Source organism: Microvirgula aerodenitrificans DSM 15089, from assembly GCF_000620105.1.
Classification (GTDB): Bacteria; Pseudomonadota; Gammaproteobacteria; order Burkholderiales; family Aquaspirillaceae; genus Microvirgula; species Microvirgula aerodenitrificans.
In genome coordinates, this window is sequence record NZ_JHVK01000009.1 from 86,508 (window position 1) to 102,799 (window position 16,292).

Annotated in this window: 16 protein-coding genes; 8 read left to right on the forward strand and 8 right to left on the reverse strand. The window is 63.7% G+C overall.

The annotated features are described in order from the left end of the window. Positions 1-34 precede the first annotated feature (34 nt). Positions 35-499 (forward strand): HIT family protein, encoded by a 465-nt coding sequence (locus Q352_RS0109495; protein ID WP_028499140.1) that lies wholly within the window; start codon positions 35-37, stop codon positions 497-499. On the opposite strand, the gene Q352_RS0109500 is transcribed toward Q352_RS0109495, so the two are convergent. The 3 genes from Q352_RS0109500 to Q352_RS0109510 are packed head-to-tail and all read right to left on the reverse strand — an operon-like array spanning position 500 to position 3,076. Next, positions 500-1,834, reverse strand: a complete 1,335-nt coding sequence (locus tag Q352_RS0109500; RefSeq protein WP_028499141.1) for a sensor histidine kinase — start codon at positions 1,832-1,834, stop codon at positions 500-502. 1 nt (position 1,835) lies between these two features. Continuing rightward, positions 1,836-2,495 carry a response regulator gene (locus Q352_RS0109505; protein WP_028499142.1) on the reverse strand — a complete coding sequence of 220 codons (660 nt, stop codon included), beginning with the start codon at positions 2,493-2,495 and terminating at the stop codon, positions 1,836-1,838. A gap of 20 nt (positions 2,496-2,515) precedes the next feature. Then, positions 2,516-3,076, reverse strand: coding sequence for an undecaprenyl-diphosphatase (locus tag Q352_RS0109510; protein WP_036385850.1), 561 nt, complete (start codon positions 3,074-3,076; stop codon positions 2,516-2,518). 237 nt (positions 3,077-3,313) lie between these two features. Here Q352_RS0109510 and Q352_RS20515 point away from each other — a divergent pair, with 237 nt between their 5' ends. From Q352_RS20515 to typA, 4 genes are all read left to right on the forward strand, one after another. Continuing rightward, positions 3,314-5,002: a SulP family inorganic anion transporter gene (locus tag Q352_RS20515; protein WP_036385852.1), complete on the forward strand. Its 1,689-nt coding sequence runs from the start codon at positions 3,314-3,316 to the stop codon at positions 5,000-5,002. 12 nt (positions 5,003-5,014) lie between these two features. After that, on the forward strand, positions 5,015-6,721 hold the full coding sequence (locus Q352_RS20520; RefSeq protein WP_156952516.1) for a SulP family inorganic anion transporter: 1,707 nt from the start codon (positions 5,015-5,017) through the stop codon (positions 6,719-6,721). 116 nt (positions 6,722-6,837) lie between these two features. Next, positions 6,838-8,535, forward strand: a complete 1,698-nt coding sequence (locus tag Q352_RS0109525; protein WP_028499144.1) for a glutamine--tRNA ligase/YqeY domain fusion protein — start codon at positions 6,838-6,840, stop codon at positions 8,533-8,535. Positions 8,536-8,681: 146 nt separating this feature from the next. Further along, positions 8,682-10,499, forward strand: coding sequence for a translational GTPase TypA (gene typA, locus Q352_RS0109530; RefSeq protein WP_028499145.1), 1,818 nt, complete (start codon positions 8,682-8,684; stop codon positions 10,497-10,499). Between the two features lie 99 nt (positions 10,500-10,598). Here the strand turns inward: typA and Q352_RS0109535 are convergent, their stop codons facing one another. The 3 genes from Q352_RS0109535 to Q352_RS0109545 all read right to left on the reverse strand — a co-directional run bounded on the left by Q352_RS0109535 (position 10,599) and on the right by Q352_RS0109545 (position 14,058). Further along, positions 10,599-11,276, reverse strand: coding sequence for an alpha/beta hydrolase (locus Q352_RS0109535; protein WP_199489812.1), 678 nt, complete (start codon positions 11,274-11,276; stop codon positions 10,599-10,601). A 156-nt stretch (positions 11,277-11,432) separates the two neighbouring features. Continuing rightward, entirely contained in the window at positions 11,433-12,629 is a 1,197-nt protein-coding gene (locus Q352_RS0109540) for a branched-chain amino acid ABC transporter substrate-binding protein (RefSeq protein WP_028499147.1), read from the reverse strand. A 229-nt stretch (positions 12,630-12,858) separates the two neighbouring features. Continuing rightward, complete coding sequence (locus Q352_RS0109545; protein WP_028499148.1) at positions 12,859-14,058, reverse strand: branched-chain amino acid ABC transporter substrate-binding protein; 1,200 nt, start codon at positions 14,056-14,058, stop codon at positions 12,859-12,861. A 348-nt stretch (positions 14,059-14,406) separates the two neighbouring features. On the opposite strand from Q352_RS0109545, the gene Q352_RS0109550 reads away from it, so the two are divergent. Beyond that, positions 14,407-14,868, forward strand: a complete 462-nt coding sequence (locus Q352_RS0109550; RefSeq protein WP_028499149.1) for a YaiI/YqxD family protein — start codon at positions 14,407-14,409, stop codon at positions 14,866-14,868. Positions 14,869-14,877: 9 nt separating this feature from the next. Here the strand turns inward: Q352_RS0109550 and Q352_RS0109555 are convergent, their stop codons facing one another. Beyond that, on the reverse strand, positions 14,878-15,138 hold the full coding sequence (locus Q352_RS0109555) for a hypothetical protein (RefSeq protein ID WP_028499150.1): 261 nt from the start codon (positions 15,136-15,138) through the stop codon (positions 14,878-14,880). Between the two features lie 251 nt (positions 15,139-15,389). Here Q352_RS0109555 and Q352_RS0109560 point away from each other — a divergent pair, with 251 nt between their 5' ends. Both Q352_RS0109560 and Q352_RS0109565 read left to right on the forward strand, forming a co-directional pair. Beyond that, on the forward strand, positions 15,390-15,671 hold the full coding sequence (locus tag Q352_RS0109560) for a DUF1883 domain-containing protein (RefSeq protein WP_028499151.1): 282 nt from the start codon (positions 15,390-15,392) through the stop codon (positions 15,669-15,671). Between the two features lie 34 nt (positions 15,672-15,705). Beyond that, positions 15,706-16,053, forward strand: coding sequence for a nucleotide pyrophosphohydrolase (locus tag Q352_RS0109565; protein ID WP_028499152.1), 348 nt, complete (start codon positions 15,706-15,708; stop codon positions 16,051-16,053). 16 nt (positions 16,054-16,069) lie between these two features. Here the strand turns inward: Q352_RS0109565 and Q352_RS0109570 are convergent, their stop codons facing one another. Continuing rightward, positions 16,070-16,264, reverse strand: coding sequence for a hypothetical protein (locus tag Q352_RS0109570; protein WP_028499153.1), 195 nt, complete (start codon positions 16,262-16,264; stop codon positions 16,070-16,072). Between the last annotated feature and the right edge of the window lie 28 nt (positions 16,265-16,292).

Sequence of the window (16,292 nt, forward strand, 5' to 3'; positions counted from 1 at the left end):
GGGACGTTTCTTCACCCACAGAGAGGACGTCCCGATGTCGCAGCCCGAACCGCATGATCCCGATTGCCTGTTCTGCCGTGTCGCCCGTGGCGACATCCCGGTGCATACCGTGTACGAGGATGAACAGATCCTGGTCTTTCCCGATCGCGCGCCGATCGGTCCCGGCCATCTGCTGATCCTGGCCAAGGGCCACTATCCGTATTTCGAGGACCTGCCGCCGGCGCTGGCGGCGCATATCGTGCAGACCGGCCAGCACTATGCGCGGTGGATGAAGACGCACTACGGTGTGGAACGGGTCGGCTTCTTTTTTACCGGCATTCACGTGCCGCACACCCACGGCCACGTGGTGCCGATGTTTACCCGCAATGACCTGACCTCGCCGGCCTATATCGTCGAGCGCGACCTGACGTTCAGGACGCCGGACATTCTCGATGACGGCGCGCTGGCGCAGACCGCCGCCCTGTTGCGCGGCGCCGGCGACCCGCCTGTCTCATGCTAGTCACGCCGGCGGGAAACGCACGCTGACACACAGGCCGATGCCGTCTGTACCGCTGTCCAGGCGCAGGCTGGCCTGGTGCAGCGTGGCGATGGTCTTGACGATGGCCAGACCGAGCCCGCTGCCGATGGTCTGCTGGCTGTGCGCGACCCGGTAGAAGCGGTCCAGCACGCGTTCGCGCTCGTCGACCGGAATACCGCAGCCGGTATCGCGCACGACCAGCTGCGGGCAGCCGTCGACCCGCTCGGCGGCGACATCGACCCGGCCGCCGGGCGGGGTATGGTGCAACGCGTTGTCGACCAGATTGTTGAGCAGGATGCGCAGCTGTTGCGGGTCGGCCTGCAGCGTGACCGGTTCCCGGACCTCGGCGCCGAGGTCGATCCCGGCCTGCACTGCCTGTGCGCTGGCCATGGCGACGACCGAACGCGCCAGCTCGGCCAGGTCGACGGTTTCCAGGCGCAGGCTGCCGCCGTCGGGTTCCAGCCGTGACAGATCCAGCAACTGGTTGACCAGATGGCCGGCCCGGGCGACGCCGGCGGCCAGATCCTCGGCCGCTGCCTGCCGGTCGCCGGCACTGTGCGCCTGCTGCAACAGGCGAAGTTGCAATTTCATTGCGGTAATCGGCGTGCGCAGCTCATGCGCGGCATCGGCGATAAAACAGCGCTGCCGGTCCAGCACCTGGTCCAGCCGTGCCATCAGACTGTTGATGGCGCTGACCAGCGGATGGACCTCGTGCGGCAGCTCGTCCAGCGGCAGCGGGGTCAGCGAGGCGGCGCTGCGCGCGGCCACCTCGTCGGCGGTCTGCTGCAGCGGGTACAGGCCGCGGCGCAGCGACACGTACAGCAGTACGGCAATCAGCAGGACCAGCAGGATCAGGATGGCGATCAGCTTGATCGCCACTTCCACTGCCACATCGCTGCGCAGCGACACCCGCTGCGCCGCCTGGGCCACGCCACGCTCGGTGACGATGGTGTAGATGCGCCATTGCTCCCAGCCGAGGAAGGTGGTCGAGATGCCGTCGCTGTGACGCAGGGGGATATGGACGTCGGGTTCGGTACTGAAGATGCGGGTGCCGTCGGCGGCCCAGGCCTGGGTCACGAAGTCGAATTGCTGGTGCGCTTCGAGAATGGGCGCCAGCCGGATCGGCTGGCGCAGGTGTTCGGTGTTCGGCTGGTACGGATAGGTGGCGACGGCCAGCGCGACCTGCTTCAGGTTTTCGTCGAAGACCTCGTTCAGCTCCTCGAGCAGGAACAGATAGACGCTGAACAGCAGCAGCAGCGCGCCGAGGCTCAGCGCGCCCAGTACCCACAGTTGCAGATGGCGGTGCAGCGAGCGCACCTCAGACCTCCGCAACCCGGTAGCCGACGCCGCGCACGTTGACGATGATGTCCGGCCCGAGTTTCTTGCGCAAATGGTGCAGATAGACCTCGATCACGTTGCTGCCGATCTCGTCGCCCCAGCCGTAGATCGATTCTTCCAGCTTTTCCCGCGACAGGACCGCGCCCGGGCGCTGCATCAGCGCGGCCAGCAGTGCGTACTCGCGGGCGGACAGCGCAACCGGCTGATCGTGCAGGCGCACGGTCTTCTCGACCAGATCGAGGGTCAGCGCACCATGGCGGATGGCGGAGTCGGCATTGCCGGAATGACGGCGGTGCACGGCATGAATGCGGGCGATCAGCTCGTCGAGGTCGAACGGCTTCAGTACGTAGTCGTCGGCGCCGGCATTCAGTCCGGCGATGCGATCGGCGACCGCATCCCGTGCCGTCACCACCAGTACCGGCAGCTTGTTGCCCTGGCGGCGCGCGCCAAGCAGTACCGACATGCCGTCCTGCTGTGGCAGGCCCAGATCGAGCAGCATCAGGTCGTAGACCGGTTGCGTCAGCGCCAGTGCGGCGGCACGGCCGTCCTGCACCCAGTCGACGGCGAAGCCGGCATGCTCCAGTCCGGCCTTCACCGCCTTGCCAATCATGGCATCGTCTTCCACCAGCAGTATCCGCATACGCCCCTTTCCGGGCCGCTTCAGACCCTGACGGCGCTATCGTAAATCCTCAGCACGCGGCTGGATATACGCAGGTCACTCCAGGTGCGGCATTTCCATGCCAGGAAGGCGCCGGCAATCGACACCGGCAAGGCAGCGGCGATGTCGAACGGAAAGTGGACGCCAAGATAGACCCGGCTCCAGCCGACCAGCAGGCCCAGCGTCAGCAGCGGAAAGCCGAAAATGGCCAGCCGGCGGGTGAAGAAGGCGGCGACCGCAATGCTCCAGACGAAGGTGGTATGGCTGCTGGGCAGGCTGGAACTGGGACCGTGCGCCAGGTATTGCTGGCCCAGGTGCAGCACGAAGGGGCGCGGGTGCGGAAAGCTCAGGCGGACCAGATGGGCAATCAGCATCGAGATCGCCATCGCATACAGCATCTGCAGCAGGTCACGCCGGCCCTCGGTGCCTTCACGCATCCAGATAACTGCCATCAGCAGCGGCACCAGATAGCCGGCATAGCGGGCCAGGAACAGGGACAGCAGCAACGGAATGCCGTTCAGGCCGGGAGCGGCATTGATCAGCAGAAACAGGTGTTCGTTCATCCACGGCCTCGTGTCGTCGATAGTGGGGGGCCGGATTCGGGCCGCCCTGTGGACACATGCTCGTGAATATGTACTTAATCCGGACTTAAACGGATTGTCATTGCCCGCTGCGCCTGATTTGCCAGTGAAACAGGGCCACTCATTTGACCCTGCCCATGGTGCGGGAATGCGCACGGCGAGATAATCCCCTCTTTTTTGTGCGCGCCGCGCCCGAATGAGGTCACGCTAAGAACCGACATGTCCGACATCGCTTTATTGTTCCGTTTTCGTCCCCGCCTGCTTTCCACCCTGCGCGGCTACAGCCGCGCGTCGCTGCGCGACGACACACTGGCCGGCCTGACCGTCGGCATTGTCGCCCTGCCGCTGGCCATGGCGTTTGCCATTGCGTCCGGGGTCAGCCCGCAGTCGGGGATCTTTACCGCCATCATCGCCGGCTTCATCGTGTCCGCGCTGGGCGGGACCCGGGTCTGCATCGGCGGTCCGACCGGCGCCTACATCGTCATCCTGTTCGGCATCGTCAGCAAATACGGGTTTACCAACCTGATGCTGTGTACCTTCATGGCCGGCGTGCTGCTGGTGCTGATGGGCATGCTGCGACTGGGGCAGGTGATCAAGTACTTCCCGATGCCGCTGGTGATCGGCTTCACCAACGGTATTGCGGTGATGATCTTCTTTACCCAGCTAAAGGATTTCTTCGGCCTGCAGGTCGCGATGCCGTCCGGCTTCTTCCCGACCATGGCGACGCTGCGCACGCATATCCAGGACTTCCAGCCGGTCACGCTGGCGCTGGCCGGCGCCTCGCTGGCACTGATTCTGGCCTGGCCGAAAAAGCTGAACAAATACCTGCCATCGCCGTTCGTGGCGCTGCTGACGGCGACCGTGGTCGCTGCACTGTTCTCGCTGCCGGTGGAAACCATCGGCAGCAAGTTCGGCGGCATTCCGCAGGGGCTGCCGGACTTCCAGCCGCTGCATTTCGATCCGGCCAGCTTCTCCGAACTGCTGGCGCCGGCCTTCACCATCGCCCTGCTCGGGGCGATCGAGTCGCTGCTGTGCGCGGTGGCGGCGGACCAGATGATCGGCGACAAGCATGACTCCAACCAGGAACTGATCGCCCAGGGCATCGCCAATATGGTGGTGCCGTTCTTCGGCGGCATTCCGGCGACCGGTGCCATTGCCCGGACCGGTACCAATATCCAGAACGGCGGCCGCTCGCCGGTGGCCGGCATCGTGCATGCGCTGCTGCTGCTCGGTGTGGTGCTGGTGGCGGCGCCACTGGCGCAGTACATCCCGCTGGCGGTGCTGGCGGCGATCCTGATCGCGGTGTCACTGCGCATGGGCGACTGGAACTGGCGCGAATTCTCGACCTACCCGTGGCGCGACCTGGTGGTGATGGCCGTCACCTTCGTGCTGACCGTGGTGTTCGACCTGACCATCGCCGTCGAGATCGGCCTGCTGCTGGCAGCCGTATTCTTTATCCAGCGCATGGCCGGTGCCTCTGTCATCGCCCGACTGCGGCCCGAGCACGCGCGGCTGTTCGAGCGCCATTCGATCAGCGGCAAGACCCTGCCGGCAGGGGTGGCGGCATTCCGGGTCGAAGGGGCGCTGTTCTTCGGTGCCGCTGACCGGCTGGATGCGCTGCTGGCCGAAGCCGACGACGCGCAGATCATCATCCTGCAGCTGCACCGCATGGTGCTGCTCGATGCGACCGGCCTGATGGCGATCGGCGCGCTGAACGACAAGCTGGCCGAGGAAGGGCGCACGCTGATCCTGTGTGGCGCCGGCGGCGAGGCCGCGCGCCGGCTGACCCGGGCGCAGCCGCACATGCACATGCGCGACGACAATGTGCAGCCGGACCTGGTGGCTGCCATCCTGCGGGCGGAGGCCGTGCAGGCCGAGCAGCCCAAAGCCCCGCTGATGGCGGTCTGACCGGTGCTGGTCATGACCGGACGCCGCTGGCGAGTCAGGCTGTCCCGCTGGATGCCGGGCCTGCCCGAGCTGCTGGCTTACCCGCGTTCGGCCTGGCGTCAGGATCTGGCCGCCGGTCTGTCGGTCGCTGCCGTGGCGTTGCCGGTCGGCGTCGCCTATGCGCAGCTGGCCGGTTTCAGTCCGGTGGCCGGTCTGTACAGTTCGATGCTGCCGATGGTGGTGTATGCGCTGTTCGGTTCGTCGCGGCAGCTGATCGTCGGGCCGGACGCCGCCACCTGCGCGATGATTTCGGCCACGCTGATTCCGCTGGCGGCCGGCAATGCCGCGCTGTATCAGTCGCTGGCCATTTCACTGACGCTGTTTACCGGGCTGTTCTGCCTGCTGGCGAGCCGTTTCCGGCTCGGCTTTCTGGCGGATTTCCTGTCACGGCCGATTCTGGCCGGGCTGCTGAACGGGGTGGCGATCAATATCATCATCGGCCAGCTGGGCAAGGTCAGCGGCCTGTCGCTGACCGGCAAGGACGCGATCGGGCAGTTGCTGTCGCTGTACCGGCAGTGGTCATCGGCCAGCCTGGTGACGCTCGGGGTGTCGGCGTTCACGCTGCTGGTCTATGCGTGGGTGGCGCGGCGCTGGCAGCGCTCGCCGGCGGCGCTGGTGGCGATGGTGGCGGCGACCGCGCTGTCCTGGGGCATGGACCTGTCGCGCTACGGCGTGTCGCTGGTCGGCGTGGTGCAGGCCGGCTTCCCGCCGCTGCGCTGGCCGGCCATGCCGCACGAAGCGCTCGGCACGCTGGTCCCGGCCGCGGCGGCGCTGGCGCTGATCAGCTTTTCCAGCGCCATGCTGACCGGCCGCAGCTTTGCGGCCAAGAATGGCTACGACATCGACGCCGACCGCGAATTCCGCGCCCTTGGCGTGGCCAATGTGGTGTCGGCGATGTCGCAGGGCTTTGCCATCAGCGGTGCGGACTCGCGCACCGCCGTCAACGATGCGGCCGGTGGCCAGACGCGCATGGTATCGCTGGTGGCCGCTGCCGCCATTCTGGTAGTGCTGCTGCTGTTTACGCCGGTGCTGGCCTGGCTGCCGATCGCGTCGCTGGGCGCCATTCTGGTGGCGTCGGCGATCGGCCTGATGAACCTGCCGGGGCTGCTGCTGCTGCGACGCATCGACCGGGCCGAATTCCATATCGGGCTGATCACGCTGGTCGGCGTGCTGCTGATCGGCGTGATGCCGGGCATCGTACTGGCGGTGACGCTGGCGCTGCTGCGCTTTCTGCTCAAGGTGTCGCGGCCGGCCGATCACCTGCTGGGCCGCATGCCGGGCAGTGACGGCTTCTACGAACTGACCGACTATCCGAACGCGCGCAGTGTGCCTGGGCTGATGCTGTTCCGTTTCGAGTCGCCGCTGATCTTTTTCAATGCCGACTACTTCCGCCGCCGGGTGCTGGAGCTGGTCGAGCGGGCCGACGCGCCGGTGCGCTGGGTGGTGATCGACGCGCTGTCGATCGGCGATGTCGACTATACCGGGGCCCTGGCGGTCGGCGAGCTGTGCAAGGCGCTGGCCGAGAAGGGCGTAGTGCTGGCGATGGCCGGGCGCATGGGGGAATTCATGAGTCGCATGAGCACGCACGGCGTGACGCCGGACCAGACCGGCCTGCGCTTTTTCCCCAACCGCAGCGCGGCGCTGGCGGCGTTCCACATGGAGGTGGGCGCCGGCGACTGACCCCCCTTCCGGCACGGTCGCTCGCGCCGGAAGGGAATCCGTTACAATCACAGCCATTCCGTATTTCGCACAGCGCCACCCTGGCGCTGCGCCCATTGACGTTGATTATCGAAGCCATGAGCCACAATGACCATTCCGCCCCGGCCACGCCGGAGGTGAAGCATTTCATCAAATCCATCATCGAGGCGGACCTGGAAAGCGGCAAGCGTGACCATGTCGCCACCCGTTTCCCGCCCGAACCGAACGGTTATCTGCACGTCGGGCACGCCAAGTCGATCTGCCTGAACTTCGGCATTGCCGACGAGTTCGGCGGCAGCTGCAAGCTGCGCATGGACGATACCAATCCCGAGAAGGAAAACGACGAATACGTGCAGGCGATCCAGCGTGACATCACCTGGCTCGGTTTCCACTGGGACGGCGCGGTCCGGTTCGCTTCCGACTATTTCGAGCAGCTGTACCAGTACGCCGAAGCGCTGATCATGGCCGGCAAGGCGTTTGTCGATGACCTGAACGCCGAACAGATGCGCGAATACCGCGGCTCGCTGACCAGCCCGGGGCGCGAAAGCCCGTACCGCACGCGTTCGGTCGAGGAAAACCTCGACCTGTTCCGTCGCATGCGGGCCGGCGAGTTTGCCGATGGCGCCAAGACGCTGCGGCTGAAGATCGACATGGCGTCGGGCAACGTGAACCTGCGCGACCCGGTGATCTACCGCATCCGTCGTGCCCACCATCACCGGACCGGCGACACGTGGTGCATCTACCCGATGTACGACTACACGCACTGCATCTCCGACGCGATCGAAGGCATTACCCACTCGCTGTGCACGCTGGAGTTCGAAGACCACCGTCCGCTGTACGACTGGGTGCTCGACAATCTCGATATCGAACATCACCCGCAGCAGATCGAGTTCTCGCGACTGGAACTGCTGTCGACCATGACCTCCAAGCGCAAGCTGAACCAGCTGGTGACCGAAGGCCTGGTCGGCGGCTGGGACGATCCGCGCATGCCGACCATTTCCGGCATGCGTCGCCGTGGCTACACGCCGGGCGGGATTCGCCTGTTCGCGCAGCGGATCGGCATTTCCAAGAGCGAGAACGTGGTCGACCTGTCGGTGCTGGAAGGCGCCGTGCGGGAAGACCTGGAAAATGCGTCGCCGCGGGTGATGGCGGTGCTGGACCCGATCAAGGTCACGCTGAGCAATTTCCAGGACGGCGTGACCGCATCGCGCAGCGCACCGTTCCATCCGCATCACCCCGAGTTCGGCGAGCGCGACGTGCCGATCTCGCGCGAGATCTGGATCGACCGCGACGATTTCGCCGAAGTGCCGCCGCCGAAGTGGCAGCGGCTGACGCCGGGCGGCGAAGTCCGCCTGCGCTACAGCTACGTGATCAAGTGCGACGAGGTGATCAAGGACGCCGACGGCCGCGTGGTCGAACTCAAGTGCTCGATCGACCCGGATACGCTGGGTCAGAACCCGGTCGGTCGCAAGGTCAAGGGTGTGATCCACTGGGTCAGCGCCGGGCACGCGGTCGAGGCCGAGGTGCGGCTGTACGACCGCCTGTTCACCGAAGAGCGTCCGGATGCGGTGCGCGGCGAGGACGGCCAGTATGTCGATTTCACCCGGTTCCTGAATCCGGCATCGCTGCGCACGGTGACCGGCTTTATCGAAGCCTGCGTGAAAACGGCCGAGCCGGAGACGCGTTACCAGTTCGAACGCGTCGGTTATTTTGTTACCGACCGTATCGACCATGTACCGGGTGAGCGCGTGGTGTTCAACCGCACCGTCAGCCTGCGCGATACCTGGTCGAAATAGGCCGGAAAAGCGGGATACCCGGGCGGGCGGCGGGCCCGCCCGCCCGGGTAACATGCATAGCCAATATAAAACAATCAGTTATGAACCTGCGGGGCAATGCTGATACAATTCCTGTCTTTCCGAGACCGAATTGCTCCTTAAAACCCATGTCCCGCAATCTCCGCAACATCGCCATCATTGCTCACGTCGACCACGGCAAAACCACGCTGGTCGACAAGCTGCTGCATCAGGCAGGCACCTTCCGCGACAACCAGCACATCGCCGAGCGCGTCATGGACTCGAACGATCTCGAGCGTGAACGCGGCATTACCATTCTGGCCAAGAACACCGCCGTTGATTACAACGGCACCCATATCAATATCGTCGACACCCCGGGACACGCCGACTTCGGTGGTGAAGTGGAACGCGTGCTGGGCATGGTGGACGGTGTCGTGCTGCTGGTCGACGCGCAGGAAGGCCCGATGCCGCAAACGCGCTTCGTGACCAAGAAAGCGCTGGCACTGGGGCTGAAGCCGATTGTGGTGATCAACAAGATCGACCGTCCGGGCGCCCGTCCGAACTGGGTGATCGACCAGACCTTCGACCTGTTCGACAAGCTCGGCGCGACCGAAGAACAGCTCGACTTCCCGGTGGTGTATGCCTCGGGCCTGAACGGCTTCGCCAAGCTGGAACTCGCCGACGAGTCCGACGACCTGCGTCCGCTGTTCGAAACCATTCTGCGCCACGTCGAACCGCCGAAGGGCAACCCGGACGAACCGCTGCAACTGCAGATCTCCGCGCTCGACTACTCGACCTACACCGGTCGCATCGGTGTGGGCCGCATCGCCCGCGGCCGCGTCAAGCCGGGCCAGCAGGTCGTGGTCATGGCCGGTGTCGACGGTACGCCGAAGACCGCCAAGATCAACCAGGTGCTCGGCTTCCAGGGCCTCGAGCGCGTGCTGGTCGATCAGGCTGAAGCCGGCGACATCGTGCTGATCAACGGTATCGAGGATATCGGTATCGGCGTCACCCTGTGCGACCGGGAAAACCCGGAAGCGCTGCCGATGCTGAGCGTGGACGAACCGACGCTGACCATGAACTTCCAGGTGAACTCCAGCCCGCTGGCCGGCACCGAAGGCAAGTTCGTGACCTCGCGCCAGCTGCGTGACCGCCTGCAGAAGGAACTGCTGACCAACGTCGCGCTGCGCGTCGAGGACACCGGCGATGCCGACGTGTTCCTGGTTTCCGGCCGTGGTGAACTTCACCTGACCATTCTGCTGGAAAACATGCGTCGTGAAGGTTACGAACTTTCGGTGTCCAAGCCGCGTGTTGTGGTCAAGGAAATCGACGGCGTGAAGTGCGAGCCGTATGAAATGCTGACCGTGGATGTCGAAGACGACACCCAGGGTGGCGTGATGGAAGAACTCGGTCGCCGTCGCGGCGAACTGCAGGACATGGTCAGTGACGGCAATGGCCGTACCCGCCTCGAATACCGCATCCCGGCCCGTGGCCTGATCGGTTTCCAGGGCGAGTTCCTGACCATGACCCGCGGCACCGGCCTGATGGCCCACGTGTTCGACGAATACGCACCGATGAAGGCCGACATGCCGGGACGTCGCAACGGCGTGCTGATCAGCCAGGAAAACGGCGAAGCCGTGGCCTATGCGCTGTGGAACCTGGAAGATCGCGGCCGCATGTTCGTGGTCCCGGGCGAGCGCCTGTACGAAGGCATGATCATCGGCATTCACTCGCGTGAAAACGACCTGGTGGTCAACCCGATCAAGGGCAAGAAGCTGACCAACGTGCGCGCGTCGGGTACCGACGAAGCCGTGCGTCTGACCACGCCGATCCGCCTGACGCTGGAATACGCCGTCGAGTTCATCGACGACGACGAACTGGTGGAAATCACCCCGCAGTCGATCCGTATCCGCAAGCGTTTCCTGAACGAGCAGGATCGCAAGAAGTCGCTGCGCGGCCTGCTGTAAGCTGCTGGCCAGTGCCAGGCGCCTCCGGGCGCCGGCGACAGGCAAAATCCCCGTCACGGATCACCGTGGCGGGGATTTTTTCAGGCTGGCCGGGGGGAATCAGCGCAGCACGGCCAGCAGGAAGTCGGCAATGTCGTCCAGCTCTTCCGGGCAGACCGTGTGTGGCATCGGGTACGAATGCCATTGCAGCGGGTAGCCGGCCGCCTGCAGCGCGTCTGCCGCCGTGCGACCGAGGCTGGACGGGACGACATCGTCGTCGTCGCCATGGCCGGCGAATACCGGCGTGGACAGGTTCAGCGGGCTGCGGTTGGCCGCCAGCCAGCTGCGGTCGGGCAGGTAGGTCGACAGGCCGATGACGCCGGCCAGACGCTCGTCATGGCTGAGACCGGCCATGTAGGCAATGACGCCACCCTGCGAGAAGCCGGCCAGCACGATATTGCCGCTCGGCACGCCACGGGCCTTCTCCTGTTCGATCAGGGCATTGACCAGCTCGCGGGTGTGCAGGATGCCCTGCAGGTCGACCTGGCGCTGATCGCCATCAATGGACAGGATGTCGTACCAGGCGCGCATGACATGGCCGTTGTTCAGTGTGACCGGGATCAGCGGCGCATGGGGAAACACGAAACGGATCACCGGCAGGCCGGGGCGGATCAGCGCGGGCACCACCGGCTCGAAATCGTGTCCGTCGGCCCCCAGTCCATGCAACCAGATGACACTGTGCGCTGGCGACGGGCCAGTCAGGACTTCGACGCAATCCGGCAGTTCGATGGCAGACATCAGTTCTCCAGTCGGTAATGAAAACGGCGCCGGTTGCTGCCGGCGCCGTCGAACGGCGGGTTTCCGTTCGAAGGTCGGACACCGCATGCGTCATGCTCATGCCATGTCGACCTTATCTTACCTCAGTCAGCCGATGATGTCGGCTTCAGGCAACCCTTACTTGGCCGGGGCGTCGCCGCCCACGGTTTCCAGCGTTTCCCACTTGCCGCCCTTGACCTGGAACACGGTCACGGCGCCGTTCTTGATGTCGCCCTTGTCGTCGAAGGCGATGGTGCCGGTCACGCCCTTGTAGTCGGTCTTCGGCAGCTCGGCCAAGTACTTGGCCGGGTCGGTCGAGTTCGCGCGCTTCATGGCGGCCACCAGCAGCTTGGTTGCGTCATAGGCATACGGCGAGTAGATCTGGACTTCGCCATACTTGGCCGCGAACTTCTCGTTGAACGACGCGAAGCCCGGCATCTTGTCCTTCGGCATGCCGACCGACGACGCGTACACGCCCTCGGCGGTATCGCCGGCCAGTTTCAGGAACTCCGGCGACTGCAGGCCGTCGGCGCCGAGCAGCTTGCTCTTCATGCCGAGCTTGTTCATCTGCTTGGCCAGCGGGCCGCCCTGGGCATCCATGCCGCCGTAGAACACCAGGTCCGGCTTCGCCCCCTTGATCGAGGTCAGGATGGCCATGAAGTCGGTGGCGGTGTTGGTGGTGAACTCGCGCTTGACGACCTTGGCGCCCTTGGCTTCCGCCGCCTTGACGAACTCGTCGGCAATGCCCTGGCCATAGGCGGTGCGGTCGTCAATGACGGCCACGGTCTTGGCGGCCAGCTTGTCGACGGCAAATGCACCCAGCGCCTTGCCCTGCTGGACGTCGTTGGCGATGTCACGGTAGGTGGTCTTGAAACCCTGCGTGGTGTAGCCGGGGTTGGTCGAGGCCGGGGAGACCTGCGGAATGCCGGCGTCGGCATAGATCTTCGAGGCCGGAATCGACGTGCCCGAGTTCAGGTGGCCGATGATGCCGACGACCTTCTTGTCGACCAGGCGCTGGGCGACCTGGGTGGCGATCTTCGGGTCGGCCTGGTCGTCTTCCGATTCGACTTCGAACTTCACCTTCTTGCCGTCGATGGTCGTGCCTTCGGCATTGATTTCATCGACCGCCAGCTTGACGCCCGACTCGATGTCCTTGCCGAGGTGGGCGATCGGGCCGGTCAGCGGGGCCACGGTACCGATCTTGACGACGGTTTCTTCCGCTGCCGCCGGTGCGGCGCTGCCCTGGTCGGCAGCTTTCGGTGCTTCGGTCTTTTGACCGCAGGCGGCCAGCGTGGCAATGGCGGCGGCAATCAAACTCAGACGCGCATAGTTCATGAAAGTGTTTCCCCTGATCGTTTTGCAAAGTTTCTGATTTTGTCTAGGCGATGAATCGCGTGTTATTTACTTTTGGGTAACCGCGTTCTCACACCATAGCGTTTTTGATTATGGTTACGGCATTTGCGAGTGTCAACGCGCTTTTTGCACTATTTTTCAGCGATTCGAAAAAGAAAAAACGGCACTTTTATAGTGCCGTTTTTTTTCTTTAATTATCAGTATGGAACAGTTATTGGCTCTTTTCCGGTGCATTTGCTGCACTGCCGCCCACCACGTCCACCACTTCCCATTTGCCGGCCTTGACCTGATAGACGGTCACGGCAGCGTTCTTGCGGTCGCCCTTGTTGTCGAAGGCAATGTCGCCGGTGGCACCGCTATATTGGGTTTGTGCCAAGGCAGGCAGGTATTTGGCCGGATCGACCGAATCGGCTTTCTTCATCGCTTCGATCAGCACCTTGGCCGAGTCGTACGCATAAGTCGCGTACATCTGGATTTCCTGCTTGTACTTGGCCTTCAGCTTGTCGGCAAAGGCGGTATAGCCCGGCTGCTGGTCCTTCGGGGCACCGGCCTGGGTCGAGAACTGGCCTTCGGCTGCATCGCCGGCCAGTTGCAGGAACACCGGCGATTGCAGGCCGTCGCCGCCGATCAGGCGCGACTTGATGCCGAGCTTCTGCATCTGGCGCGCCATCGGGCCGCCCTGGGCATCCATGCCGCCGTAGAAGATTGCATCCGGGTTCACGCCCTTGATCGAGGTCAGGATGGCGGTGAAGTCGGTCGCCTTGTCGTTGGTGAACTCGCGTTTGACGATGTCGGCACCGAGCGCCTTGGCGGCTTTCTCGAACTCGTCGGCCAGACCCTGGCCGTAGGCGGTGCGGTCATCGATGATGGCCAGTTTCTTCATGCCGAGCTTGTTCACCACGTAATTGGCGATGGCCTTGCCCTGCTGGGAGTCGTCGGCGATCAGTCGGAACGCGGTCTTGAAGCCCTGGGCGGTGTAGGCCGGGTTGGTCGACGACGGCGTGATCTGCGGGATGCCGGCGTCAGCGTAGATCTTGGATGCGGTGATGGTCGGGCCGGAAGTCAGGTGGCCGACGATGCCGGCAATCTTCTGGTCTACAAAGCGCTGGGCAACCTGGGTGGCGGCCTTCGGGTCGCCCTGGTCGTCTTCGCTGACCATTTCGAACTTCACCTTCTGACCGCCAATGGTCAGGTGTTCGGCGTTGGCTTCGTCCAGCGCAATGGCGACGCCGTACTCGGTATCCTTGCCGATATGGCCGATCGGGCCGGACAGCGGGGCGGCATGGCCGATCTTGACCACGGTTTCGGCGGGCGCGGCGGCGGCCTGGTCCTTCGGTTGTTCGGCTTTCTGACCGCAGGCGGTCAAGGCGACCGCGACGGCGGACGCGAGCAAGAGGCGGCGTGCTTGCATGGGTACAACTCCTGATTATGCGAATCTTCGGGTTCTGCGGCCGGCTCTGAAAGGCCGGTCAGTATCAGCGAGTATCTGGAAGGCGGATTTCCATGTCAAAGTGCTGGCGCGGGATAAATCCGCGTACTTTCCGCCATTGATAATTGAATGTGCTGGCGTTGTTCCTGCTGGCGGCACGGACTGTCAATCCGGGACGTGATTTGGGGTGAAGACGTGCTTTCTGCATGAAATTCCGTCAATACTGGCATTTGATTGCGCCTGGCGTTGCCGGCGGCGGTGAAATTGGAACAAACAGGAAGCCGAAGCGTTCGGCGGTATCATGTCACTCTTTATAGACGAAAGTATGGCATGCAGATCTGGGTCGATGCGGATGCCTGTCCGGTCGTGGTCAAGGACATGCTGTTCCGGGCAGCGGAACGGTCGCAGGTGACGGTCACGCTGGTGGCAAACCGATTGTTGCGCACGCCGCCTTCACGCCATGTGCGGGCCATGCAGGTGCCGGCAGGCTTCGATGTGGCCGATCAGCGCATTGTCGAGCTGGCCGAGGCCGGCGATCTGGTCATTACCGCCGATATTCCACTGGCGGCCGGTGCGCTGGAGAAGGGCGCACAGGTGCTCGACCCGCGTGGAGAGTGGTTCGATGCCGGCACGATCGCCGAGCGGCTGACCCTGCGTGCGGTGATGGAGCAGTTGCGGGCAAGCGGTATCGAGACCGGGGGACCGGACCCGTACAGCGCCCGTGACGGCAAGGCGTTTGCCGGGCAGCTGGACCGCTGGCTCGCGCGGGTCAGCAAGCTGCCGCCCGCGTGATGAGAGTGCTTACTGCGGTGCTTCGTCTTCCGGCACGCCAAGGGCGAGAATCAGCTTGCTGCCATTGGACGTCAGTGCGAAGCGGCGTTCGACGACAATCAGTTCCACCGGCTGGTCATCCGGGTAGAAATACAGCAGGTCGCCCTGGGCCGGAACGGGGAAGCCTTCCGGCAGCAGGAAATCCTCGCCGAAGAGTTCGCTGAGTTCCTGCTTGCTGATGACTTCAAGGGCATCTTCCAGCAGCAGGAAGCTGATCGGGTTGCGGGTCATGTGGTGTCTTTCTTTTGCGTAAATGTTCGGGTACCTGGACAGGGTAGCACCTGTGCGTGCTCCGGTCTGGTGCAGACCCGGAAAATCGCTCGCGGCATGACTTTGTCACGGGCTTGCGCTGGCGCAGAACGTGGCGCAGCCAATGCCGGTAGAGTCCCGCCCCGCAGTACCGGAAAGCACTGATCCACTGCCGGTCAAAACAATGTGGCCGGTATTGTATTCGCGAGAAAACCTGTGGAAAGGAAGGCCAAATGGAGTTTTTTCATCAACGCCGCAGTCTGAATCAGGGGGACGCGGTCGTTGTTCGCTGCTCGCACAAGAGCAAGGTCAAACTCATTGACGATCCCAATTTTCGCGCCTTCGAATCCGGCCGGCGCTATCAGTATCTTGGTGACGAAACTGCACGACTGGAAACCCGCTTGGTAGTCCCGAACGGCGGTAACTGGAATATCGTCATCGACCTGAGTTTCCCCAATGTGCCGGTCACCCATTCGGTGCAGGTATTCCAGGCTGCCGCCAGCTATATACTGTAGCTTTATCCGCCGTCAGGCGACAGGGAATGGCAGCATGGACGTCGAAAAACTGCAGCGTGCGCTTGATGACTTTGCAGAAGCACGCAACTGGAGCCAGTTTCACAATCCGAAAAATCTGGTCATGGCCCTGTCGGTCGAATGCGCGGAACTGGTCGAGGAATTTCAGTGGCTGACGCCGGAGCAGGCTGAAAACGTGATGGCAGAGGCCGGGCAGGCCAGGCGGGTGCGTGAGGAAATGGCCGATATCACCCTGTACCTGCTGCGGCTGGCCGACCGGCTGGGGGTTGACCTGGAAGCGGCCTGCCATGACAAGATGGCAGGCAACGCCGCCAGGTACCCGGTAGATGCCTTCTATGGCTCGGCCCGCAAATACAATCGCTAGCGGGCGGGCAACCGGATCAGACGCGCGCCTTCGGCGTGCGGGCCTGGCAGGCTTCCAGCGCCGCGATGGTGCTGGGCTGCTTGCCGCTTTGCAGGCAGACCAGCTCGTCGGATTTCACCCGGACAAAGGCATTGGCAACCGGGATCACCAGCAGGCAGGATACGGAAACAACGGCGGCAATCAGAAGCTTCAGGACAGTCAGTGCGTTCATGGCTACACCTTAAATGAATGAAACGAGT